We start from the raw sequence: 22,540 nt of genomic DNA on the forward strand, positions 1-22,540 counted from the left end.
AACAGGGAACCCACACGCATGACCATCCTCTCCCTTTTGACCGATCCCGCCCTGTTCCGTGAACAGGGGCTGATCGGCGGGCGCTGGTGCGACGGGGCCGCCGGTCAGACCATGGCGGTCCAGAACCCGGCGACCCAAAGCGCGATCGGCAGCGTTCCCGACATGGACGGCGATGACGCCCGCAGCGCCATCACAGCGGCGGCGGACGCCTTCCCGGCCTGGCGGAAGCGCACCCACGCCGAGCGCGCCGCGCTGCTGGAGCGCTGGCACGCCCTGATGATCGAACATCTGGAGGATTTGGCCCGCATCCTGACGCTGGAGCAGGGCAAGCCGCTGGACGAGGCGCGCGGCGAGATCCGTTACGGCGCGTCCTTCGTCAAATGGTTCGCCGAGGAGGCCCGGCGCATCGGCGGCGGGACCATCCCATCCCCCACCCCCGACCGCCGCATCGTCGTGCTGAAGGAGCCGGTCGGCGTCTGCGGCATCATCACGCCGTGGAACTTTCCCAACGCCATGATCACCCGCAAGGTGGCCCCGGCGCTGGCCGCCGGTTGCACCGTGGTCATCAAGCCATCGGACTTCACCCCCTATTCGGCGCTGGCGCTGGGGGTGCTGGCCGAACGGGCCGGGATTCCGGCGGGCGTCATCAACATCCTGACCGGCCGCCCGGAAGCCATCGGCGAGGAGATCCTCGCCAACGACACCGTGCGCAAGATCTCCTTCACCGGATCGACCCGCGTCGGCTCCCTGCTGATGCGCGGGGCCGCCGCCAGCATCAAGCGCCTGAGCTTGGAGCTGGGCGGCAACGCGCCCTTCATCGTCTTTGACGACGCCGATCTGGATCAGGCGGTGGAGGGAGTCATCATCTCCAAATTCCGCAACGGCGGGCAAACCTGCGTCTGCGCCAACCGCATCCTGGTGCAGGCGGGGGTGTACGACGCCTTCCGCGACCGGCTGGTCGCGCGGGTCAACGCCATGCGGGTGGGGTCCGGGCTGGAACCGGGTGTGGCCATCGGCCCGATGATCAACGCGGCGGCTGTGGACAAGATCAACCGCCACATCAGCAACGCGGTGGCCAAGGGCGCGACCATCGTGTCGTCGGCGGAGGCCCCGGACGGGCCGCAGTTTGTCGCCCCGGTGGTGCTGACCAACGCCACCACCGACATGCTGCTGGCCAATGAGGAAACCTTCGGCCCGGTCGCCCCGCTCTTCCGGTTCGAGACGGAGGCGGAGGCCATCGCGCTCGCCAACGCCACGCCCTTCGGTCTGGCCGCCTATTTCTACACGCAGAATCTCGCCCGCTCCTGGCGGGTGGGGGAAGCGTTGGAGGCGGGCATGGTCGGGCTGAACACCGGCCTGATCTCCACCGAGGTCGCCCCCTTCGGCGGCGTCAAGCAATCCGGCCTGGGCCGCGAAGGCGCGCAGATCGGCATCGAAGAGTATCTGGAACTGAAAACCTTCCACATCGGTGGGCTGAGCTGACGCGGACAAAGCGGCCAAAAAAAACCGGCGGGAACGAGTTCCGTTCCCGCCGGAGGCTCCGTACCGACGAACAAAGACAGGCGCTCGGAACCCGGTTTCGAGCGCCTTCTTCCGTCACTGCACGCAGTCGAGCGCCTTGTAATACAGCCCGACCAGCGGCAGGAACCAGGGCTTGCCGAAATGGCCGGGCACGGCGGGCCAGGGCAGCCCCTTCAACGGGTTGCGGTCTTCCCGGCCCAGCATCGCGTCGGCGATGGTCATGCCGAGATGGGTGGAGAGTTGCGCGCCGTGGCCGGAATAGCCCATGGCGTACCACAGCCCGTCCTGTTGGCCCGCGCGCGGGTAACGGTCGCTGGTCATGTCGACCAGACCGCCCCAGCAATAGTCAATGTCCACGCTGGCGATCTGCGGGAAGATCCGCGCCAAGCTGGCGCGTAGGATCGCCCCGCTCTTGGCGTCCGACCGCTGGTCGGAGGTGGCGGAAAAGCGCGCGCGCCCACCGAAGATCAAACGCCGGTCGGGCGACAGGCGGAAATAGTTCCCGATGTTCATCGAGGTGACGTAGGTGCGGTTCCCCGGCACCACCGAGGCGATTTCGGCGTCGGACAACGGGCGGGTGGCGATGATGAAGCTGCCGACCGAAATGATTCGGCGGCGGAAATGGCTGAAATTCGGCGTGGTGTAGGCCCCGGTGGCGATCAGCACCTCGTTGGCGGTGATGGTCCCGCGCCCGGTGGCCAGGCTGTGGCGACCGCCCGCGCGGGTGATGCCGGTGACGGCGGCGTCCTCCGCCAGAATGGCACCATGACGCTGGGCGGCGTCCGCCAGACCGACGACAAAGCGGCCCATGTGCATCATCGCGCTTTTGCGCGACAGCATCGCCCCGTGAAAGGGCGACCCGACCTCCCCGTTCAAATCGGCCGCGCTCAACAGCGCGGTGTCGGGATCGACCTCGCGGTTCACCGCCTCGAAATTGCGGGCGATGGCGTCGAAATGGCCGGGCTTGGAAGCCAGCTTCAGCTTGCCCGCCCGGCGGAAATCGCAGGCGATTCCCTCCTCCGCGATCAGCGTTTCCAGGGTGTCGATGGAATCATCGAACGCGCGGTAGAGCGCGATGGCGCGCTCCGTCCCCAACGCGGATTTGGCGGCGAGGAAGCTGTGGGCCAGACCGTTGTTCAGGTGGCCGCCGTTGCGCCCGGAGGCCCCGGACCCGATGCGGCCCGCCTCCAGCACGATCACCCGCGCCCCAGCCTTCGCCAACTGGCGGGCCGCCCCCAGACCGGTGAAGCCCCCGCCGACGATGGCGACGTCGTAATGCCCCGACAGGGGACCATCCACCCCACCCGCAAAAGCCGGGGCGGTGTCGTGCCAGTAGGAGACGAGTTTCATGCCGTTGGTCCTTTCCTCGCCGCCGGAGGCGGCCGCGTGACGCGAATGATCCGCCGGTTACAGCCCGACCACGCCGGGCAGGCCGGAAATGTCGGGGATCTCGACATAGCCGTAGAAGGGGTTGGCCGGTTCATGGCCCCGGTTGACCCACACCTTGTTGCGGATCCCAAGATCATGGGCCGACATCAGGTCGTAGCGGAAGGAGGAGGAGCAATGCAGGATGTCGTCCGGCCCGCAACCCAGCATGTCGAACATGTATTCGAACGCCTTGAAGCGCGGCTTGTAGGCCTGGGCCTGTTCGGCGGTGTAAACGGCGTGGAAGGGCGCGCCCAGCTTGGCCACGTTCGAGGGGATCTGCGCGGTCATCGCGTTCGACAGGATGACCAGCGGGATCTCCTTGGCCACCTTCGCCAGCCCCGCCGGAACGTCGGCGTGCGGCCCCCAGGTCGGCACCCGTTCATAGACCATGCGCGCGTCCTCCTCGCGGAAGGCGACGTTGTTGCGCTTGCAGGTGCGTTCAAGGGAGTTGTGAACGACCTCGGCGTAGGGCTTCCAATCGCCCATGATCTCGTCAAAACGATAGGCGGCGAAGTTCTTGATGAACTCCGTCATGCGCGCCGCGTCAAGAACCGAGCCGTACAGATCGCGCGCGGCTTCCGCCATCTGGAAATTGATCAGCGTGCCGTGGCAATCGAAGGTGACGTATTTCGGCCGGAACTGGGTCATGGCGGATTCCTTGAAGATGGGAAGCGAAGATGGGAAGCGAAGATGGGACGCGGAGATGGCCGCGATGGGGCGGGGTCGGGCCGGGTGCGATCAACCCGTGCCCCTTGATCCTAACGGCGACGCACCGCCCCGCCTGACCGAATTGCCCGGCGTGAAAGCACAATCTTCCGTTTCCGTCCGGGCGCTCAGCATTTGGTTGGGGGTGAGACCCGCCGCCCGCCCGGCAAACCACCCCGAACCCCACCTGCGGCCGGGTCGGCGACCGGCCCCACGGCATAAGATGCGGTGGGCCACCGATGCAAAGGTGAAAGATGTCGCGCCGGGTGCCGCCTTCAACACACGCCCCAGGGCGCTTGCTGCCACTCTGGACGACAGAGGGTGAAAGGACGGCTCATGAGCACACAATCCGTTGACAGCGTGACGTTTGACTGTCTGGCCTTCGAGCCGACGCATCTCCCGGGCGCGGTCGCCCTGTCGCAACAGGCGCAGTGGCCGCACCGGCTGGCGGATTGGGCCTTGGCCCTGTCGCTCAGCCAGGGTGTGGTCGCCGTGGACGCTCCCGGTCCCGACGGTGCGCGGCGCGTGGTCGGCACCGCGCTGATGACGCCCTATGGCGACGGTGCGGCCACCATCAACATGGTGATCGTCGATGAATCGATGCGCGGCCGGGGGCTGGGCCGCCGCCTGATGGACGACGTGATGGCGCTGGCCGGTGCCCGGCCCCTGCGCCTGATCGCCACCCGCGAGGGGCTGCCGCTTTACGAAAAGCTGGGGTTCCGCGAAGTCGGGACCGTGGTGCAGCACCAGGGGCCGGTCGGTTCCGTGCCGCAACCCGGCGCGGAGGATGTCGCTCTGGCCGACCCGGCCGAACAGCCCGCCTTGATCGCCACCAGCCTGACCGCGCTGGACCGGCAGGCCTTCGGCGCGGACCGCAGCACCCTGTTCGCCCGCTTCGCCGAGGTGGCGCGCTTTGCCCTGTTGCGGCGCAACGGCGCGGTCGTCGGCTTCGCCGCGCTGCGCGCGTTCGGCCGGGGCAAGGTCATCGGCCCGGTGGTCGCCCCCGACGCCGATGGGGCCAAGGCGCTGATCGCCTTTTTCCTGGCCGCCCATCCGGGCGACTTCCTGCGGGTGGACACCACCGCCGACACCGGGCTTGGCCCCTGGTTGGCCGACTGCGGGCTGCGCCATGTCGGCGGCGGCATCGCCATGCGCCGCCCGGCCCCGCTGCCCGCCCCGACCGACACCACCGCAACCCCCGTCATGACCTACGCGCTCGCCAGCCAGGCCCTTGGCTGACCCGGAGACGACCATGCTCAGCAATTCCCTGATCGAACTCGACCGCGCCCATCTGGTGCACCCCGTCGCCTCCTACCGTGGTCATGAACAGGCGGGGGTGCGGGTGATCGCCTCCGCCTCCGGGGCCAGCGTCACCGACGCCTCGGGCCACACGCTGGTGGATGGCTTCGCCGGCCTGTGGTGCGTCAACGCCGGGTATGGCCAACAAAGCCTGATCGACGCCGCGACCCGCCAGTTGCAGATTCTGCCCTACGCGACCGGCTATTTCGGGCTGGGCAGCGAACCGGCGATCCGGCTGGCCGCCGCGTTGGCCGAACGCGCGCCCGGCGATCTGAACCACGTCTATTTCACCCTGGGCGGATCGGACGCGGTGGACAGCACCATCCGTTTCATCCGCTATTACTGGCGGGCCAAGGGCCAGCCCGACCGCGATCAGTTCATTTCGGTGGAGCAGGGTTATCACGGCTCCTCCACCGTCGGGGCCGGTCTGACCGCCCTGCCCGCCTTCCACGCGGGGTTCGGCATTCCCTATGACTGGCAGCACAAAATTCCGTCGCACTACGCCTACCGCAACCCGGTGGGCCGCGATCCGCAGGCGATCATCGCCGCGTCGCTGGCCGCCCTCGACGCCAAGATCGCCGAGATCGGCGGGCCGGAGCGGGTCGCCGCCTTCTACGCCGAGCCGATCCAGGGGTCGGGCGGCGTGCTGGTGCCGCCCGACGGCTGGCTGAAGGCGATGGCCGACCGCTGCCGCAGCCTGGGCATCCTGTTCGTCGCCGACGAGGTCATCACCGGCTTTGGCCGCACCGGCCCGCTGTTCGCCTGCACCGACGACGGCGTGGTGCCCGACCTGCTGACCGCCGCCAAGGGCCTGACCTCCGGCTATGTGCCGATGGGGGCGGTGTTCCTGTCCGACGCCGTTTACAACACCATCGCCGACGCCGCCGGGTCCGCCGCCGTCGGCCACGGCTACACCTACTCCGCCCACCCGGTCAGCGCGGCGGTCGGGCTGGAGGCCCTGCGGCTGTACGAAGGCGGCCTGCTGGAGAATGGCGTCAAGGCCGGGGCGCGACTGATGGCCGGGCTGAACGCCCTGCGCGACCACCCGCTGGTCGGCGACGTGCGCGGGCGCGGCATGCTGGCGGCGGTGGAGTTGGTGGTGGACAAGGAGCGCAAAACGCCCCTGCCCGCCGCCGCCGAACCGGCCCGGCGCATCTTTGACCGCGCCTGGACCAACGGCCTGGTCATCCGCGCCTTTCCCACCGGCGTCCTGGGCTATGCCCCGCCGCTGTGCTGCACCGACGACGACATCGACGCGATCCTGGAACGCACCGCGCGGACCCTGGACCAGACCCTGGAGGACCCGGAGGTGCGCCGCGTCCTGCGGTGAGGAGGCCAGTCCGGCGATATGCCGTCCAGGCCCCCGCATCCGGTATTTTCTGCCGTCCGCCCCGGATGATTTAGAGACTAACGTCCAACCCGTCGGACGACAATGGACGGAACAGAAGACCGGACCGCCGGACCACCTCCAGACCCGCCGGGCCATGGCCCCGGCACCAACCAGACGCATCGGCGGGTGATCCCGCCAGACCCGAAACGACCCGCCGGACCACAGCGTTTCCGGCGCGGTTATTTGAGAGGAGTTGGAGCGTTGTCCAAGTCTCTGCTGGGCTTCAAATACCTGACCTTCGACGTCGTCGGCACCCTGATCGATTTCGAGGCCGGGATCAAAAACTGCCTGGGCGGCATCGGCGCGGAGGCCGGAGTCTCGGTGGATGGGGAGGAGGCTCTCGCCCTCTACCGCGCCGCGCGCTACACCGACCACGCCGATCTGTTCCCCGACGATCTGGTGCGCGTCTATTCCATCATCGCACCGAAGCTGGGCCTGCCCACCGGGGTGGAATATGGCGAGCGCCTGCGGGATTCCGCCGCACGCTGGGCCGGGTTCCCCGACAGCAAGGACGCGATGGCCCGCCTGGCCAAACGGTACAAGCTGATCGCGATGACCAACGCCCGGCGCTGGGCCTTCACCCATTTTTCCACGGAATTGGGCGATCCGTTCTACGCCAGCTTCACCGCCGACGACACCAAGACCGAAAAGCCCGATCCGGCCTTCTTCCATCACGTCTTCGACTTCGTCGGGCGCGAGGGCGGCAGCAAGGACGACATCCTGCATGTGGCGCAAAGCCAATACCACGACATCGGGATTTCCCGGCAGCTTGGGATGACGAACTGCTGGATCCAGCGGCGGCACGCGCAAAAGGGCTATGGCGGGACCATCGAACCCGCCCAGTTCACCGAACCGGATTTCCATTTCCATTCGATGGCGGAGCTGGCCGACGCGGTGGACGCCGCCACCGCGTGATCCCACACCACCAGCGCGGTCCGCAACCAACCACGCTGACAACGAACAACGACACCCGAACAGAATGAGGCTGACATGACGAAGACGCCTGAGACCTGGACCCGGACCGACGACGCGATGGTGGAGAACGCCATCCGGCGCGGAGCCAACCGCCGCGATCTGATGAAGATGCTGTTGGCGGGCGGGGTGTCCCTCGCCGCCGTTGACCTTGTTCTGGGCCGCGCCACCAGCGCGCTGGCCGCCACGCCGGTCAAGGGCGGGGCGCTGCGCGCCGCCGGTTGGTCATCCTCCACCGCCGACACGCTGGACCCGGCCAAGGCGTCGCTGTCCACCGACTATGTGCGCTGCTGCGCCTTCTACAACCGCCTGACCTTCCTCGACCAGAGCGGCATTCCGCAGATGGAGTTGGCCGAGAACATCGAATCGGCCGACGCCAAGGTCTGGACGGTCAGCCTGCGTCCGGGCGTGACCTTCCACAACGGCAAGTCGCTGACCGCCGACGACGTGGTCTTCTCGCTCAAGCGTCACCTCGACCCGGCGGTCGGGTCGAAGGTGGCGAAGATCGCCGCGCAGATGGCCGAGATCAAGGCGGTGGACCCGACCACCGTTCAGATCACGCTGGCCAGCCCCAACGCCGATTTGCCCACCATCCTGGCCATGCATCACTTCATGATCGTGGCCGACGGAACCACCGATTTCTCCAAGGGCAACGGCACCGGGGCGTTCACCTGCAAGACCTTCGAACCGGGTGTGCGTTCCATCGGTGTGCGCAACGGCAGCTATTGGAAGGGCGGGCCGAACGTCGACTCCTTCGAGTTTTTCGCCATCAGCGACGACAACGCCCGCGTCAACGCCCTGCTGTCGGGCGACATCCATCTGGCGGCGTCGATCAACCCGCGCTCCACGCGGTTGGTGGAAGGCCAGAAGGGCTTCTCCCTGTCCAAAACGACCTCCGGCAACTACACCAACCTCAACATCCGCATGGACATGGAGCCGGGCAGCCGCAAGGACTTCGTGGACGGGATGAAATACCTCGTCAACCGCGAGCAGATCGTGAAATCGGCCCTGCGCGGCTTTGGCGAGGTCGGCAACGATCAGCCGGTGTCCCCGGCCAACGCCTTCCACAACGCCGCGCTGAAGCCCAAGGCGTTCGACCCCGAACGGGCCAAGTCGCTGTTCCAGAAGGCCGGGGTCCTGGGCCAGTCGATCCCGGTGGTGGCGTCCGACGCCGCGTCCTCGTCCGTTGACATGGCGATGGTGATCCAGGCCGCCGGTGCCGAAATCGGCATGAAGCTCGACATCCAGCGCGTGCCGTCGGATGGGTATTGGAGCAACTATTGGCTGAAGGCCCCGATCCATTTCGGCAACATCAACCCGCGCCCGACGCCGGACATCCTGTTCTCGCTGCTCTACGCCTCCGAAGCGCCTTGGAACGAGAGCAAGTACAAGTCCGAACGCTTTGACAAGATGATGCTCGAAGCGCGCGGCACGCTCGATCTGGCCAAGCGCAAGACGATGTACAACGAGATGCAGGTGATGATCGCCGAAGAGGCCGGAACCATCATCCCCGCCTACATCTCCAACGCCGACGCCATTTCCGACAAGCTGAAGGGGCTTGCCCCGAGTCCGCTGGGTGGCATGATGGGCTACGCCTTTGCGGAGTATGTCTGGCTGGCTGCCTGACGCCGTGGCGGGCCGGGAGCGGCGGGGCCTCTGCCCCACCCGCCTCCCGGTCCCCCCTCGCCCGTTCCGGCAACCCCTGCGGGGGCGCATCACCACGCGGAGGTCAGGCGTGAAAACACGCGTTCCATCCCTCATCCTCGGCCGGTTGTTCATCGCGTTGATCACGCTGACGATCGTGTCCTTCGCCGTGTTCTTCGCCACCACCCTGCTGCCCGGCGACACGGCCACCATCCTGTTGGGCCAATCAGCCACGCCGGAAGCCATCGCAGGCCTGCGCACGGCCATGCATCTCGACGAACCGGCCCTGCTGCGCTTTCTCTACTGGATCGTCGGTCTGTTTCAGGGCGATCTCGGCACCTCCTACGCCAATCATGTGCCGGTGGCCACGCTGATCGGCGGACGCCTGCTCAACACCCTGAAGCTGGCCGGTTTGACGACCCTGGTGTCGGTGCCGCTGGCGCTGACGTTGGGCATCACCGCCGCCATGTGGCGGCGCACGCTGTACGACCGCATCGTCACCATCGCCACCATCGGCATCATCTCCGTTCCCGAATTCGTGATCGCGACCTCGGCCGTGCTGGTCTTCGCGGTCTATCTGAAATGGCTGCCCGCCCTGTCCTTCACCTATGATGTGAACAGTTTTTCCGGGTTGCTGCGGGCCTACGCCATGCCGGTCATCACCCTGACCTTTGGCGTGTCGGCGCAGATGATCCGCATGACCCGCGCCGCCGTGATCGAGACGCTGAACACGCCCTATGTGGAAATGGCCCTGCTGAAAGGGGCGTCGCGCCCCCGTCTGGTGCTGCGCCACGCGCTGCCCAACGCGCTCAGCCCGATCGCCAACGCGGTGGCCCTGTCGCTGTCCTATCTGGTCGGCGGGGTCATCATCGTCGAGACGATCTTCAACTATCCGGGCATCGCCAAACTGATGGTCGACGCGGTGTCCACCCGTGACCTGCCGCTGATCCAATCCTGCGCGATGATCTTCTGCGTCGGCTATCTGTTGCTCATCACCACCGCCGACATCGTCGCCATCCTGTCGAACCCGAGGCTCCGATGAAGACACCCTCCGCCACCGGCACCCTTGCGGCGTGGTCCGGCTATCGGATCAATCTGGTTGGGTTGGTCAGCTTCTGCGTGGTTCTGTTCTGGGCGCTGATGGCGCTCCTGGCCCCCTACATCACGCCCCATTCGGTGGGCGCGATGATCGACATGGATTATTTCGGGCCGATGCGGCCCGGCCTGTGGCTGGGGTCGGATTATCTGGGCCGGGACATGCTGTCCCGCGTCATCTTCGGTGCCCGCTACACCGTGGGCATTTCGTTGGCGGCTGTGTCCATCGCCTGTTTCACCGGCGTGGTGCTGGGCATGACCTCGGCGGTTTTGGGCGGCACGGTGGACATGGTGGTCAGCCGCCTGCTCGACGCCATGAACTCCATCCCCAGCAAGCTGTTCGGCCTGATGGTGGTGGCGGCGGTGGGGTCCTCCATCCCCGTGCTGATCCTGACGATGTCGGTGATCTACATCCCCGGATCCTACCGCTTCAGCCGGGCGTTGGCGGTCAACATCGACACGATGGATTTCATCATGGTCGCCCGCATCCGGGGGGAACGGCTGCCCTATCTGATCGGGTCGGAGATCCTGCCCAACATCATCGGCCCGGTGCTGGCCGATCTGGGGTTGCGCTTCGTCTTCATCGTCCTGCTGCTGTCGGGCCTGTCCTTCCTGGGGTTGGGCGTTCAACCGCCCTACGCCGATTGGGGCGCGCTGGTGCGCGAAAACATCGGCGGCCTGCCCTTTGCCGCCCCGGCGGTGATCGTGCCGTCGCTGGCCATCGCCTCGCTGACCATCAGCGTCAACCTGCTGATCGACAATCTTCCGCAGAAGATCCGGGATCGGAGTGCCCCCTGATGACCAATCTTGTCGAAATCCGTGATCTGCGGGTCGAGGCCACCACCGATTCCGGCCGCCGGGTCGAAATTCTCAAGGGCATCACCCTGGACGTCGCGGCGGGCGAAACCGTCGCCTTCATCGGGGAAAGCGGGTCGGGCAAGACCACCGCCGCCATGACCCTGCTGGGTTACGCCCGTCCCGGCTGCCGGATTTGCGGCGGGTCGGTGCGCGTCGATGGCCGCGACATGGTCGCCCTGTCGGAAAAGGAGCGCGCCACCCTGCGCGGGACCACGGTGGCCTATGTGCCGCAGAGCGCGGCGGCCGCCTTCAACCCGGCCGCGACCATCATGGATCAGGTCATCGAGGTGACGCAGATCCACAAGCTGATGCCGGTTGAGGAGGCGCGCCACCGCGCCGTGGCGCTGTTCCGCGCCCTGTCGCTGCCCAACCCCGACAGCATCGGCGACCGCTATCCGCACCAGGTGTCCGGCGGGCAGCTTCAGCGGCTGGCGGCGGCGATGGCGTTGATCGGCGACCCGAAGGTCGTCATCTTCGACGAGCCGACCACCGCGCTCGACGTCACCACCCAGGTGGAGGTTCTGCGCGCCTTCAAGGACGTGACCGCCAAGCGCCGGATCGCCTGCGTCTACGTCTCCCACGATCTGGCCGTGGTCGCCCAGATCGCCGACCGCATCATGGTGCTGCGCCATGGCGAGGTGCAGGAGATCGGCAGCGTCGATGACATCCTGCACCGCCCGGCCCACCCCTACACCAAGGAGCTGTTGCACGCCTTCCACCCGGACGGCGGCGGGCGGGTGGTTCCGACCACCACCTCCCACACCGAACCACTGCTGGACATCAGCATGCTGAGCGCCGGATACGGCCCGCCCCAGCCGAACGGCAAGCCGCTGGTGCTGGCGGTCAAGGAGGTGAGCCTTCAGGTGAAGCCGGGGACCAATCTGGGCATCATCGGCGAATCCGGCTGTGGGAAATCAACGCTGGCCCGCGCCATCGCCGGGATCCTGCCCGCCTGCGACGGGACCATCCAATTCAACGGACGGGATCTGTGGCAGAGCGCGCGTCAACGTTCGCGCGAACAGCTTCGTGACCTGCAAATCGTTTTCCAGCACGCCGACACCGCGCTGAATCCGGCCAAATCCATCGAAGAGATTTTGGGCCGTCCGCTCACCTTCTATCACGGCCTGCGCGGCAAGGCGCGCGACGCCCGCATCGACGCGCTGCTGGACATGGTGCGGCTGCCGCGCGCCCTGCGCCACCGCCGCCCGGCGGAATTGTCGGGCGGGCAGAAACAGCGGGTGAATTTCGCCCGCGCGCTCGCCGCCGAACCCAAGCTGATCCTGTGCGACGAGATCACCTCCGCCCTCGACACCGTGGTCGCGGCGGCGATCATCGATTTGTTGAAGGAGCTGCAACGCGAGTTGGGGCTGTCCTATGTCTTCATCAGCCACGATCTGTCGGTGATCGAGGCGATTTGCGACGAGATCGTCGTGATGTACCGGGGCCAGACGGTGGAAACCATCATCCCCGCCGAACGGCAGGAGCCGCAGCACCCCTATTCGCGCCTGCTCTTTTCCTCGGTCCCCAAGCTGGACCCAACTTGGCTCGACACGCTCGATCTGGATGCGGACCGGATGCGGCTGGCGTGACGCGCCCGCCCCGCCCGGTGTTGCCACCGGGCGGGGGCTTTTTTCATGTCACACGCCCAGCGCTTTCAAATCATTCTGTTGGACGCCGCTCACATCGGAAACAAGGTGGTCAGCGGCATGTGGGCGCGGATGATCGGCGATTTCAATACGACGTAGCTGAAATACTTGTCGATGCCGATGTCCATGTCGGTCAGCTTTTCCATGATCTCCTGATACTCGCCGATGCCGGACGTGACGAATTTCAGCATGTAGTCGTAGCCGCCGGACACCAGATGGCATTCCAGAAGCTGTTCGATCTTGCCGACGGCGGCCAGGAAGCGGGCGAAATCGATCTGCCGGTGATTTTTCAGCGTCACCTCGGTGAACACGGTCAGGGTCTGGCCCAGCTTGCTGACGTTGATCTGCGCCGTGTAGCCCTCGATGTAGCCTTCGGCCTGGAGTTTCTTCACCCGCATCAAACAGGGGCTGGGCGACAGATTCACCAGCTCGGCCAACTCCACGTTGGTGATCCGGCCGTTTTTCTGGAGTTGGTGCAGAATTTTGATGTCGATGCGGTCCAGCTTCATCGGGAAACCCATCCGGTTCAGGGGGCGGGACGGACAGCAGAAAATTCCGGCCATTCACGCGGGGCAGCTTAGCACGCTCCCGCCCGCTGTCGATGGCTGAGAAACCTTTCCCCGGCAGAACAAAGCGTCATGCCCGCCAGGAAGGTCAGAACAATATGCTGTTGGATCGGCCAAAGCAGCGCCCGCCACCCCGCACGCCGTGGCTAGATGGGGGCAACGCCGAAACCGGAGATTCGTCCCATGCCCGCGCCCTTGCTGACCATTGAATCCTCCCCGCGCCTTCCCGAACGCGCGGACGCCGTCGTGATCGGCGCCGGCATCGTGGGCGTCTGGGCGGCCTACAGCCTGGCCCGACGCGGGCTGTCGGTGGCCCTGCTGGAAAAGGGCCGGGTCGGGGCCGAACAATCCAGCCGCAATTGGGGCTGGTGCCGCCAGCAAAACCGCGACGCGCGCGAATTGCCGATGGCCACCAAAAGCCTGGATCTGTGGGAGCGCTTCGCCGCCGACAGCGGGGAGGACACCGGATTCCGCCGCTGCGGCCTGCTCTATCTCAGCAACAACGACGAGGAATTGGCGGGCTGGGCGCGCTGGCGCGATTTCGCCCGGACGGTCGGCGTCACCACCCACATGCTGACCAGCGCCGAAGCCGCCGAACGCGGCAAGGCGACCGGCCAGTCCTGGAAGGGCGGCGTCTTCTCCCCGTCCGACGGCATCGCCGACCCCGCCCGCGCCGCCCCCGCCGTGGCCCGCGCCGTGATGGCGCTGGGCGGCACGGTGCATCAGGGCTGCGCGGCGCGCGGGCTGGAAACCACCGGCGGGCGGGTCAGCGCCGTTGTCACCGAACAGGGAACCATCCGCACCAAGGTGGTGGTGATGGCGGGCGGGGCCTGGGCGTCGTCCTTCTGCCATCAGATCGGCGTGCGCCTGCCGCTGGCCTCGATCCGCTCGTCGATACTGTCGGTCGGCCCCAGCCCGTCGGGCCTGCCCGACGCCCTGCACACCGCCGCCGTGTCGATCACCCGGCGCGGCGATGGCGGCCACACGCTGGCGATCAGCGGGCGCGGGCGGGTCGATCCGACCTTTCAGCAGCTTCGCTTCGCCCCGCAATTCCTGCCGATGTTCACCCGGCGTTGGCGCAGCCTGATGCCCGGCGGGTTGGAGGGGCTGCGCTCCGGCCACGAAACGCTGCGGCGCTGGCGGCTCGACCGCCCAACCCCGATGGAGCGGGTGCGCGTGCTCGACCCCGCCCCGGACCGCAACACCATCCGCCTGACCCACGAACGCGCGGTGACGCTGCTGCCGGGGCTGAAGGACGCGCCGATCACCGCCGCTTGGGGCGGTTACATCGACAGCACGCCCGACGGCGTTCCCGCCATTGGCGAAATCGACACGATGCCCGGCCTGATCCTGGCGGCGGGCTTCAGCGGCCACGGCTTTGGCATCGGCCCCGGGGCCGGGCACCTGATCGCCGACCTCATCACCGACCAGACGCCCATCGTCGATCCCCGCCCCTACCACCCCCGCCGCTTCGCCGGGTTCGCCGCCGGTCAGGTCGCGGATTTCTGACGGGGCGGTCGGTCGCAAGCGCGGCGAAATAACTGTTTCCGGTCCTGCATCCGCCGCGCTAGGCTTGCTGTTCGGTTCCCCAGCGCGTTGCAAGGACATCAGGCATGCCGACCACCACCGCCCATCCGTGCCCGCCGTTGGCGGACCCCGCCCTGATCGCCGAATTCCGCATCGCCCCGGTGGCGGTCATCAGCGACAATCTGCACCGGCTGCCCGGCGCGTCCGGGCTGCTGCCCCAGCACAAGGGTGGGGTGATGGTCGGCACCGCCCTGACGGTCAAAACCCGTCCGGGCGACAATCTGGCGATCCACAAGGCGCTCGATCTGGTGCAGCCCGGCCATGTGCTGGTGGTGGACGGCGGCGGCGATCTCAGCCGCGCCCTGATCGGTGAGATCATTTGCGCCATCGCCCAATCGCGCGGGGCGGCGGGCATCGTCATCGACGGGGCGATCCGCGACGTGGCGACCATCCGCGCCGGGGATTTCCCCTGCTTCGCCCGGGGCATCAACCATCTCGGCCCCTACAAGGACGGTCCCGGTCACATCAACGTGCCGGTGACGGTCGGCGGGCTGGTGGTGCAACCGGGCGACATCGTGGTCGGCGACGACGACGGCGTCACCGCCTTCCCGCAGGCCGGGGCCGCCGAACTGTTGCAGGCGGTCCGCCAGCAGGAGCAGCGCGAGGCGGAGATCCTTGCCAGCATCCGCGAAGGCCGCTACGTCGGGGCCTACGCCAAGTAAGCCCCCACAACGCACCCCCACCGCAAACAGGACGCCCTCACCATGCCGGAAGCCACCATGCCGGTGCTGACCGCCGCGCAGACCGTCGCCCTTCTGCCCTTCGGGCCGCTGTGCGCGACGCTGGCCGACACGGCGCGCGATTACGCCGCCGGACGCATCACCGCCCCGGAACGGCAGGTGCTGCCGCTGCCGCAGGACGGCGTCTTGCTGTCGATGCCCGCCACCGCGTCCGACATCGCCATCCACAAGCTGGTGAACGTCTGCCCGACCAACGGCGGGCGCGGTTTGCCGACCATCCACGGCGTGGTCAGCCTGTTCGACGCCGTCACCGGCGCGCCGCTGATGGTGCTGGACGGCCCGACCGTGACCGGGCGGCGCACCGCCGCCGTCACCCTGCTGGCGATCGGCAAGCTGGCCCCGGCCCCGCTGACCCACGTCGCCCTGATCGGGGCGGGCAAGCAATCCTCCAGCCATGTGGAGGCGCTGGCCGCCCTGCATCCCGGCATCCGGGTGGACGTGCACACCCGCAGCCTGGACACCGCCACCGCCTTTGTCCGCGCCCACGCCGACAGCGGGCTGGATCTGCGCCCGGCCAGCGGTCCCATCGATCCGGCGGCCCAGGTCGTCGTCGCGCTGACCACCAGCCGCAGCCCGGTCTATGACGAGGCCCCGCGCCCCGACCGCCTGTTGATCGGCGTCGGTGCCTTCAAGGCGGAGATGGCGGAGTTCGGCCCGGTTCCGGTGCTGGGCAGCGACCTGTTCGTTGATGATCCGGCGGGCGGGCGGCACGAGGCCGGGGATCTGATCCAGGCCGGGGCCGATTGGGCCACGGTCCGCTCGCTGGCCGACGCGCTGGATGGCCCGCTGACGCCCGGCCGCGCCCGCCTGTTCAAAAGCGTGGGCTGCGCCGCCTGGGATCTGGCCGCCGCCCGCTGCGCGCTGTCCGTGCGGGGGTAACGCCTACTCCGGCGCGCGCAGGCGATAGCCGACGCCGGTTTCGGTCAGGATGTGGTGGGGGCGTTCGGGATCCGGTTCGATCTTCTGGCGCAGTTGGCGGATGTAGATGCGCAGATACTGCACGTCGGTGTCGCCGCCCCACACCTCCTTCAAAATAAAGCGGTGGGTCAGCACCTTGCCCGCGTGGGCCACCAGCAGCCGCAACAGGTCGTATTCGCGCGGCGACAGCTTCACGTCTGCCCCTTGGGCGGTCACGATCCGGCGGACCAGATCGACCGACAGCGCCCCGCTGCGGAACAGCGGGCGTTCGCCCTGCTGCTGCAGGCGGTGGCGCAGGGCGGTGCGGATGCGGGCCAACAACTCATCCATGCCAAAGGGCTTGGTCACGTAATCATCGGCCCCGAGATCGAGCGCCTCGACCTTTCCGGCCTCGTCGGCGCGGCTCGACAGCACGATGATCGGCAGGGTGGCCCCGTCGCCGCGCAGACGGCGGATCACCTCCAACCCATCGACCCCCGGCAGGCCAAGGTCGAGCACCAGCAGGTCGGGCGCGCGCCGCCGCACCTCCGCCAGGGCACCCGCGCCGTCCTCGGCCTCCACCACCTCATAGCCCTGGGCCGACAGGCTGGTGCGCAGAAAGCGGCGGATCGGCGGTTCGTCGTCCACCACCAGGACGCGGCGGGGGATCGCTTCGGATTTCATGACTCTGGCTCCTCCAACCCCGGCATCGCGGGCGCGGCGGGCAGGCTGAGGGTGAAGACAGCCCCCTTGCGGTCGGTGCGGTTGGCGGCGGTGATGGTCCCGCCCATCGCCTCGACAAAGCCCCGGCAGATCGCCAGCCCCAGCCCGGTCCCCGCGCGCTGGCGGTCCTGGGCCTGGACACGATAGAACGGGTCGAAGATGCGTTCCAGGTCTTCCGGCGGCACGCCGTCGCCTTCGTCCAGCACCTCCACCCGCACCCGCTGGCCGTCCGCCTCCGCCTTGGCCCGCACAGTGATGCGCGACCCGGCGGGGGCGTATTTCCCGGCGTTGTCCAGCAGGTTGAACAGCGCCTGTTCGACCAGCACGGCGTCGATGGCGACCATCGGCAGGCCGGGGGCCAGCTCCATCGCCACCCGGTGCCCGGCCAGGATGCGGCCCACCCGCTCCAGCGCGCTGCCGACCACGTCGGCCAGATCGACGGCGTCGGCGCGCGGGCGGATCGCCCCGGATTCCAGGCGGGTCATGTCGAGCAGATTGGCGATGAAGCGGTTGAGCCGCTCCGCCTCCTCCTGGATGGTCGCGGCCAACTCCAGCCGCGACTCCTCGTCCAGCATCGGGCCGTAGCTTTTGAGGCTGGTCGCCGACCCCAGGATGGAGGCCAACGGCGTGCGCAGATCGTGGGAGATCGAGGTCAGCAGCGCCGACCGCAGCCGTTCGGTTTCCGCCGCCAGCCGGGCGCGGTCCACATCCTCGGCCAGCGTCACCCGTTCGATCGCCAGGGCGGCCTGGTCGATCAACGCGTCGAGCAAACGGCGCTGGTCCGGCGTCAGCAGGCTGCCCGCGCCCGAACGGCCGCCGCTGGTGTCGATGCCGACCACGCCGACCAGCCCGCGCCCGGTGCGCATCGGCAGGAACAGCCATTTCGCCCCCGGCAGCGTGTCGGCCCCGCGCCCGGTCGCCCGGTTGTTCTCCCACGCCCAGACGGCGGCGGCCAGATCGGAATCGTCGATCACGTCTTCGGGCGGGTACCCGGCGCGCACGGCCACGCTGTCGCCATCGGGCAGCAGCAGCACGACATGGACCTTCAGCATCGCCGCGATCTGATAGGCGGTGGCCCACAGCAGATCGTCCATGGTGACGACCCCGGCCAGCTTGCGGCTGAAGAGATAGAGATCCTCGGTGGTTTTCACCCGCGCCCGCGCCGTCACCGCCTGCGCCCGCACCCGCGCCGTCAGGTTGCTGGCGATCACCGCCACCACGGCGAAGACGAGCAGCGCGACGATGTTTTCAGGGTCGGCGATGGTGAAGGTGTAGAGCGGCGGCAGGAAAAAATAATTGAAGGCCAATACACTGGCCACGCAGGCGAACAGCGACGGCCCCAGCCCGCCGGTGACGGCGCTGGCCAGCACGGCGGTGAGGAAGACCAACGCCATGTTGTTGAGCGCCATCACCCGGTGCAGCGCCACCCCCACCCCCAAGGCGGCGGCCACGTAACCGGCCGCCGCCAGGAACGGCCCCCAGCGCAGCCCGCCGCGCGCCGACGGCGCGGTCTTCACCGTCTTGGCCGGAATCGGATCGGCGGTGGTGGCGGCGATGACGTGCACGCTGATGTCGCCCGCCCGCCGGATCAGGCTGTGCGCCACCGACCCGCGCAGCAGCTCCGCCCAGCGCGAGCGGCGGGATTTGGCGATGACGATGTGCGTGACGTTGGTGGCGCGGGCGTGCTCCACCACCGTTTCGGCGACGTCGCGGCCCGGAACCGTCACCGCTTCGCCGCCCAGCCGTTCGACCAGACGCAGCGTGTCGGCGATGCGGTCGCGGTCGGCCTCGCTCAGGCGCAGGGCGCGGCTGGTTTCGACATGGATCGCCCCCCAACGGGCGCGCAGCCGTTCGGCCTGACGGCGGGCGTAACGGACCAGCGCGGCCCCGGTCGCGTCCTCGTTCACGCAGACCAGCAGCCGTTCCCCCGCCGCCCACGGCCCGGAAATGGCGTGGGCCTGCATGTGGGTGAGCAGCTGGTCGTCCACCCGTTCGGCCGTGCGGCGCAACGCCAGTTCACGCAGCGCTGTCAGGTTGCCGGGGGAGAAGTAATGCCGGATCGCCCGTTCCGCCGTGCGCGGCAGATAGATTTTCCCCTGTTGCAGACGCTGGATCAGATCGTCCGGGGTGATGTCGATCACCTCGATGTCGTCGGCGCGGTCCACGATGGAGTCGGGCACGGTTTCCCGCACCCGCACGCGGGTGATCTTGGCGACGACGTCGTTCAGGCTTTCGACATGCTGGATGTTCAGGGTGCTGTAAACATCGATCCCCGCCGCCAGCAGCTCTTCCACATCCTGATAGCGCTTGGCGTGGCGGCAGCCGGGGGCGTTGGTGTGGGCCAGCTCGTCCACCAGGACGATGCCGGGCCGCCGGGCCAGGATGGCGTCCAGATCCATCTCGTCCAGCCCGTGGCCCTTGTGCTCCACCCGGCGGCGCGGGACGATCTCCAGCCCGGCGACCAGCGCCTCCGTCTCCTTGCGCCCGTGGGTTTCGACCACACCGACGACGATGTCCTCCCCGTCCCGGCGCTTGGCCTGGGCGGTTTGCAGCATCTCATAGGTCTTGCCGACACCGGGTGCCGCCCCCAGGAAGATCTTGAGCCGCCCGCGCGCCTCCCTTGCGGCCTGACGCAGCAACGCGTCGGGCGAGGGGCGGTTGTTGCGGTCCTCGATCATCCCGGTGCCTTTCGAACCATGGTCCCGTTATCCCTAGCGGCCCGCCGCCGCCTTGTCCAAGGCAAGCTGGTCCAAGGCCAGATTGAGCGCCAGGACGTTGACCGTCGGTTCCCCCAAAACGCCCAGCGCGCGCGGGGCGGTGGTGGTGGCGACGAGACGGCGCACCGCCTCCTCGCTCAGCCCGCGCGCCTTGGCGACGCGCGGCACCTGGAAATCGGCGGCGGCGGGCGACAGATCGGGATCGAGGCCGCTGGCCGAGGTCGTGACCAGTTCCACCGGCACCGGAACGCCGGGATTCTCCGCCTTCAGCCGTTCGACGTCGGCCCGCACCCGCTCAACCAGCGCCTTGGACGTCGGGCCGAGGTTGGATCCCATCGAGTTGCTGGCGTTGTAGGGGGCGGCCACGGTCTTCGTCGCGTCCGCCGGATCGGCGGCGGTGGTGGCCGACGGGCGCGGCTGGAAATAGCCCGGCCCGGTGAAGGCTTGGCCGATCAGGGCGGACCCGACGACCACGCCGTTCCGTTCGATCAGGCTGCCGTTGGCCTGCTGGAGAAACACCGCTTGCGCCACCCCGGTGACGGCCAGCGGATAGGCCAGCCCGGTGATGATGGTCAGCGCGGCGGTCAGCACCAGCGCCGGACGCAGTTCGTTCAACATGATGCCCAATCCCCTCAGACAAGCCCGATGGCGGTGACGAGCAGATCGATCGCCTTGATGCCAACGAAGGGCACGACCAGACCGCCCAGACCATAGATCAACAGATTGCGCCGCAGCAGCGCGGCCGCCCCGACGGCGCGGTACCGCACGCCGCGCAGCGCCAGCGGAATCAGCGCGATGATGATGAGCGCGTTGAAAATGATCGCCGACAGGATGGCGCTTTGCGGGCTGGCCAGCCCCATCACGTTCAACGCCCCCAATTGCGGGTAGAAGGCCAGGAACATCGCCGGGATGATGGCGAAATATTTGGCGACGTCGTTGGCGATGGAAAAGGTGGTCAACGCCCCGCGCGTCATCAGCAGCTGCTTGCCGATCTCCACGATCTCGATCAGCTTAGTGGGATCGCTGTCCAGATCGACCATATTGCCCGCCTCGCGCGCCGCCACGGTCCCGGTGTTCATCGCCACGCCGACATCGGCCTGGGCCAGAGCCGGGGCGTCGTTGGTGCCGTCGCCGCACATGGCGACCAGCTTGCCCTTGGCCTGTTCGTCGCGGATCAGGCGCAGCTTGGCTTCCGGCGTCGCCTGGGCCAGGAAATCATCCACCCCGGCTTCGGCGGCGATGGCGGCGGCGGTCATCGGGTTGTCGCCGGTGATCATCACCGTCTTGATCCCCATCCGCCGCAATTCGGCAAAGCGTTCGCGGATGCCGCCCTTGACGATGTCCTTCAAATGGATGATCCCCAGCAACCGCCCGTCCTGCGCCACGGCCAGCGGCGTGCCGCCCGCCTTGGCGACGCGTTCGGCGATGGCGAGCAGCTCGCGCTCCACCGGGTCGGCGGTCAGCGTCCGCCCGCCCTTCACACCGGCCAGAGCACCCACCATCGCGCCACCATGCACAAAGGCCAGCACCGCATCGACGGCCCCCTTGCGCACGCTGGTCCCGTCGGCGTCGATGCCGCTCAACCGGGTTTGCGCGGTGAAGGGGACGAAGCGCGCCCGCATCTCCGCCATGTCCCGGCCCCGGATGCCGTAGCTTTCCTTGGCCAGCACAACGATGGAGCGGCCTTCCGGCGTCTCATCGGCCAGCGAGGCCAGTTGCGCGGCGCTCGCCAGCGCCTGTTCCGACACGCCGGACACCGGCAGAAACTCCGCCGCCTGCCGGTTGCCCAGCGTGATGGTCCCGGTCTTGTCGAGCAGCAGCGTGTCCACGTCGCCCGCCGCCTCCACCGCGCGGCCCGACATGGCCAGCACGTTGAAGCGAACCAGACGGTCCATCCCGGCGATGCCGATGGCCGACAGCAGCGCGCCGATGGTGGTGGGGATCAGCGTGACGAACAGCGCCACCAGCACCAGCACGCTGACCGACCCGCCGGCGTAGGCGGCAAAGCTGGGGATGGTCGCCACCGCGATGACGAAGATGATGGTCATCCCGGCCAGCAGGATGTTCAGGGCGATTTCGTTGGGCGTCTTCTGGCGCTGCGCCCCTTCGACCAGCGCGATCATGCGGTCGATGAAGGTGGAGCCGGGGGCCGCCGTGATCCGCACGACGATCCGGTCGGAAATCACCTGCGTGCCGCCCGTCACCGCCGAACGGTCGCCGCCGCTTTCGCGGATGACCGGGGCGGATTCACCGGTGATCGCCGCCTCGTTGACGGAGGCGACGCCCTCCACCACCTCGCCGTCCGACGGGATGAGGTCGCCCGCCTCCACCAGCACCCGGTCGCCCGGCTTCAGGCGGGTGGCGGGAAGGATCTGGACGACGGTCCCGTCCGGTCCCAGCAGGCGGGCGGTGGTTTCGGTCTTGGTCTTGCGCAGGCTGGCGGCCTGGGCCTTGCCCCGCCCTTCGGCCACCGCCTCGGCGAAATTGGCGAACAGCAGGGTGAACCACAGCCAGACGACGATCTGCGCGCCAAAGCCGGTTCCCGGCGCGCCGGTGGCGGCGTCGCGCAGCCACAGGACGGTGCTGAGGGCGGCGACAACCTCGACGCAGAACATCACCGGGTTGCGGACCATGACGCGGGGGTCGAGCTTGCGCACCGATCCCACCAGCGCCGGGCCGAGGATGGCCGGATCCAGCAGCGTGCTCGCCTGCGACCGGCCGGTCTTTTTCGTGTGAGCGTCCATGGACGGCG

The 22,540-nt window shown here is 68.1% G+C and carries 18 protein-coding genes; 11 read left to right on the forward strand and 7 right to left on the reverse strand.

Going from position 1 to position 22,540, the window contains the following annotated elements; genetic code table 11:
- The first annotated feature begins 18 nt into the window (after nt 1-18).
- Nucleotides 19-1,482, forward strand: a complete 1,464-nt coding sequence (locus EJ903_RS14650) for an NAD-dependent succinate-semialdehyde dehydrogenase (RefSeq protein WP_126616707.1) — start codon at nt 19-21, stop codon at nt 1,480-1,482.
- 114 nt (nt 1,483-1,596) lie between these two features.
- On the opposite strand, the gene EJ903_RS14655 is transcribed toward EJ903_RS14650, so the two are convergent.
- Together EJ903_RS14655 and EJ903_RS14660 are read right to left on the reverse strand one after the other, a co-directional pair.
- The gene (locus tag EJ903_RS14655) at nt 1,597-2,871 is read right to left on the reverse strand and encodes an NAD(P)/FAD-dependent oxidoreductase (protein ID WP_126616709.1); all 1,275 of its coding nucleotides are present in this window, start codon (nt 2,869-2,871) and stop codon (nt 1,597-1,599) included.
- Nucleotides 2,872-2,928: 57 nt separating this feature from the next.
- Nucleotides 2,929-3,597, reverse strand: a complete 669-nt coding sequence (locus EJ903_RS14660; protein WP_126616711.1) for a haloacid dehalogenase type II — start codon at nt 3,595-3,597, stop codon at nt 2,929-2,931.
- A gap of 393 nt (nt 3,598-3,990) precedes the next feature.
- On the opposite strand from EJ903_RS14660, the gene EJ903_RS14665 reads away from it, so the two are divergent.
- The 7 genes from EJ903_RS14665 (at nt 3,991) to EJ903_RS14695 (ending at nt 12,501) form a co-directional block, all read left to right on the forward strand.
- On the forward strand, nt 3,991-4,893 hold the full coding sequence (locus tag EJ903_RS14665; RefSeq protein WP_126616713.1) for a GNAT family N-acetyltransferase: 903 nt from the start codon (nt 3,991-3,993) through the stop codon (nt 4,891-4,893).
- Between the two features lie 13 nt (nt 4,894-4,906).
- Nucleotides 4,907-6,283, forward strand: a complete 1,377-nt coding sequence (locus EJ903_RS14670; RefSeq protein WP_126616715.1) for an aspartate aminotransferase family protein — start codon at nt 4,907-4,909, stop codon at nt 6,281-6,283.
- Nucleotides 6,284-6,544: 261 nt separating this feature from the next.
- Entirely contained in the window at nt 6,545-7,258 is a 714-nt protein-coding gene (locus tag EJ903_RS14675; protein ID WP_126616717.1) for an HAD-IA family hydrolase, read from the forward strand.
- Between the two features lie 75 nt (nt 7,259-7,333).
- Nucleotides 7,334-8,941: an ABC transporter substrate-binding protein gene (locus tag EJ903_RS14680; RefSeq protein WP_126616719.1), complete on the forward strand. Its 1,608-nt coding sequence runs from the start codon at nt 7,334-7,336 to the stop codon at nt 8,939-8,941.
- Between the two features lie 109 nt (nt 8,942-9,050).
- Nucleotides 9,051-10,001, forward strand: coding sequence for an ABC transporter permease (locus tag EJ903_RS14685; protein WP_126616721.1), 951 nt, complete (start codon nt 9,051-9,053; stop codon nt 9,999-10,001).
- Nucleotides 9,998-10,852 carry an ABC transporter permease gene (locus tag EJ903_RS14690; RefSeq protein WP_126616723.1) on the forward strand — a complete coding sequence of 285 codons (855 nt, stop codon included), beginning with the start codon at nt 9,998-10,000 and terminating at the stop codon, nt 10,850-10,852. The genes EJ903_RS14685 and EJ903_RS14690 overlap by 4 nt, the downstream gene beginning before the upstream one ends.
- Complete coding sequence (locus EJ903_RS14695; RefSeq protein WP_126616725.1) at nt 10,852-12,501, forward strand: ABC transporter ATP-binding protein; 1,650 nt, start codon at nt 10,852-10,854, stop codon at nt 12,499-12,501. Before EJ903_RS14690 ends, EJ903_RS14695 begins: the two co-directional genes overlap by 1 nt.
- Before the next feature lie 89 nt (nt 12,502-12,590).
- Here EJ903_RS14695 and EJ903_RS14700 read toward each other — a convergent pair whose 3' ends face one another.
- On the reverse strand, nt 12,591-13,067 hold the full coding sequence (locus tag EJ903_RS14700; protein ID WP_126616726.1) for an Lrp/AsnC family transcriptional regulator: 477 nt from the start codon (nt 13,065-13,067) through the stop codon (nt 12,591-12,593).
- 240 nt (nt 13,068-13,307) lie between these two features.
- Between EJ903_RS14700 and EJ903_RS14705 the strand changes: the two genes are divergently transcribed.
- The 3 genes from EJ903_RS14705 (at nt 13,308) to lhpI (ending at nt 16,330) form a co-directional block, all read left to right on the forward strand.
- Nucleotides 13,308-14,633, forward strand: a complete 1,326-nt coding sequence (locus EJ903_RS14705; protein WP_126616727.1) for an NAD(P)/FAD-dependent oxidoreductase — start codon at nt 13,308-13,310, stop codon at nt 14,631-14,633.
- Nucleotides 14,634-14,737: 104 nt separating this feature from the next.
- The gene (locus tag EJ903_RS14710) at nt 14,738-15,373 is read left to right on the forward strand and encodes an RraA family protein (RefSeq protein WP_126616728.1); all 636 of its coding nucleotides are present in this window, start codon (nt 14,738-14,740) and stop codon (nt 15,371-15,373) included.
- 42 nt (nt 15,374-15,415) lie between these two features.
- The gene (lhpI, locus tag EJ903_RS14715; protein WP_126616729.1) at nt 15,416-16,330 is read left to right on the forward strand and encodes a bifunctional Delta(1)-pyrroline-2-carboxylate/Delta(1)-piperideine-2-carboxylate reductase; all 915 of its coding nucleotides are present in this window, start codon (nt 15,416-15,418) and stop codon (nt 16,328-16,330) included.
- Nucleotides 16,331-16,333: 3 nt separating this feature from the next.
- Here the strand turns inward: lhpI and EJ903_RS14720 are convergent, their stop codons facing one another.
- The 4 genes from EJ903_RS14720 to kdpB are packed head-to-tail and all read right to left on the reverse strand — an operon-like array spanning nt 16,334 to nt 22,532.
- Nucleotides 16,334-17,032, reverse strand: coding sequence for a response regulator (locus EJ903_RS14720; protein WP_126616730.1), 699 nt, complete (start codon nt 17,030-17,032; stop codon nt 16,334-16,336).
- Nucleotides 17,029-19,749 (reverse strand): sensor histidine kinase, encoded by a 2,721-nt coding sequence (locus EJ903_RS14725; RefSeq protein WP_126616732.1) that lies wholly within the window; start codon nt 19,747-19,749, stop codon nt 17,029-17,031. Before EJ903_RS14725 ends, EJ903_RS14720 begins: the two co-directional genes overlap by 4 nt.
- Nucleotides 19,750-19,782: 33 nt before the next feature.
- Nucleotides 19,783-20,406, reverse strand: a complete 624-nt coding sequence (locus tag EJ903_RS14730; RefSeq protein ID WP_126616735.1) for a K(+)-transporting ATPase subunit C — start codon at nt 20,404-20,406, stop codon at nt 19,783-19,785.
- Between the two features lie 14 nt (nt 20,407-20,420).
- A complete protein-coding gene (gene kdpB, locus EJ903_RS14735; RefSeq protein WP_126616737.1) occupies nt 20,421-22,532 on the reverse strand; it encodes a potassium-transporting ATPase subunit KdpB in 2,112 nt (703 codons plus the stop codon).
- Between the last annotated feature and the right edge of the window lie 8 nt (nt 22,533-22,540).

The organism is Azospirillum griseum, assembly GCF_003966125.1.
In the GTDB taxonomy this organism is placed as follows: domain Bacteria; phylum Pseudomonadota; class Alphaproteobacteria; order Azospirillales; family Azospirillaceae; genus Azospirillum; species Azospirillum griseum.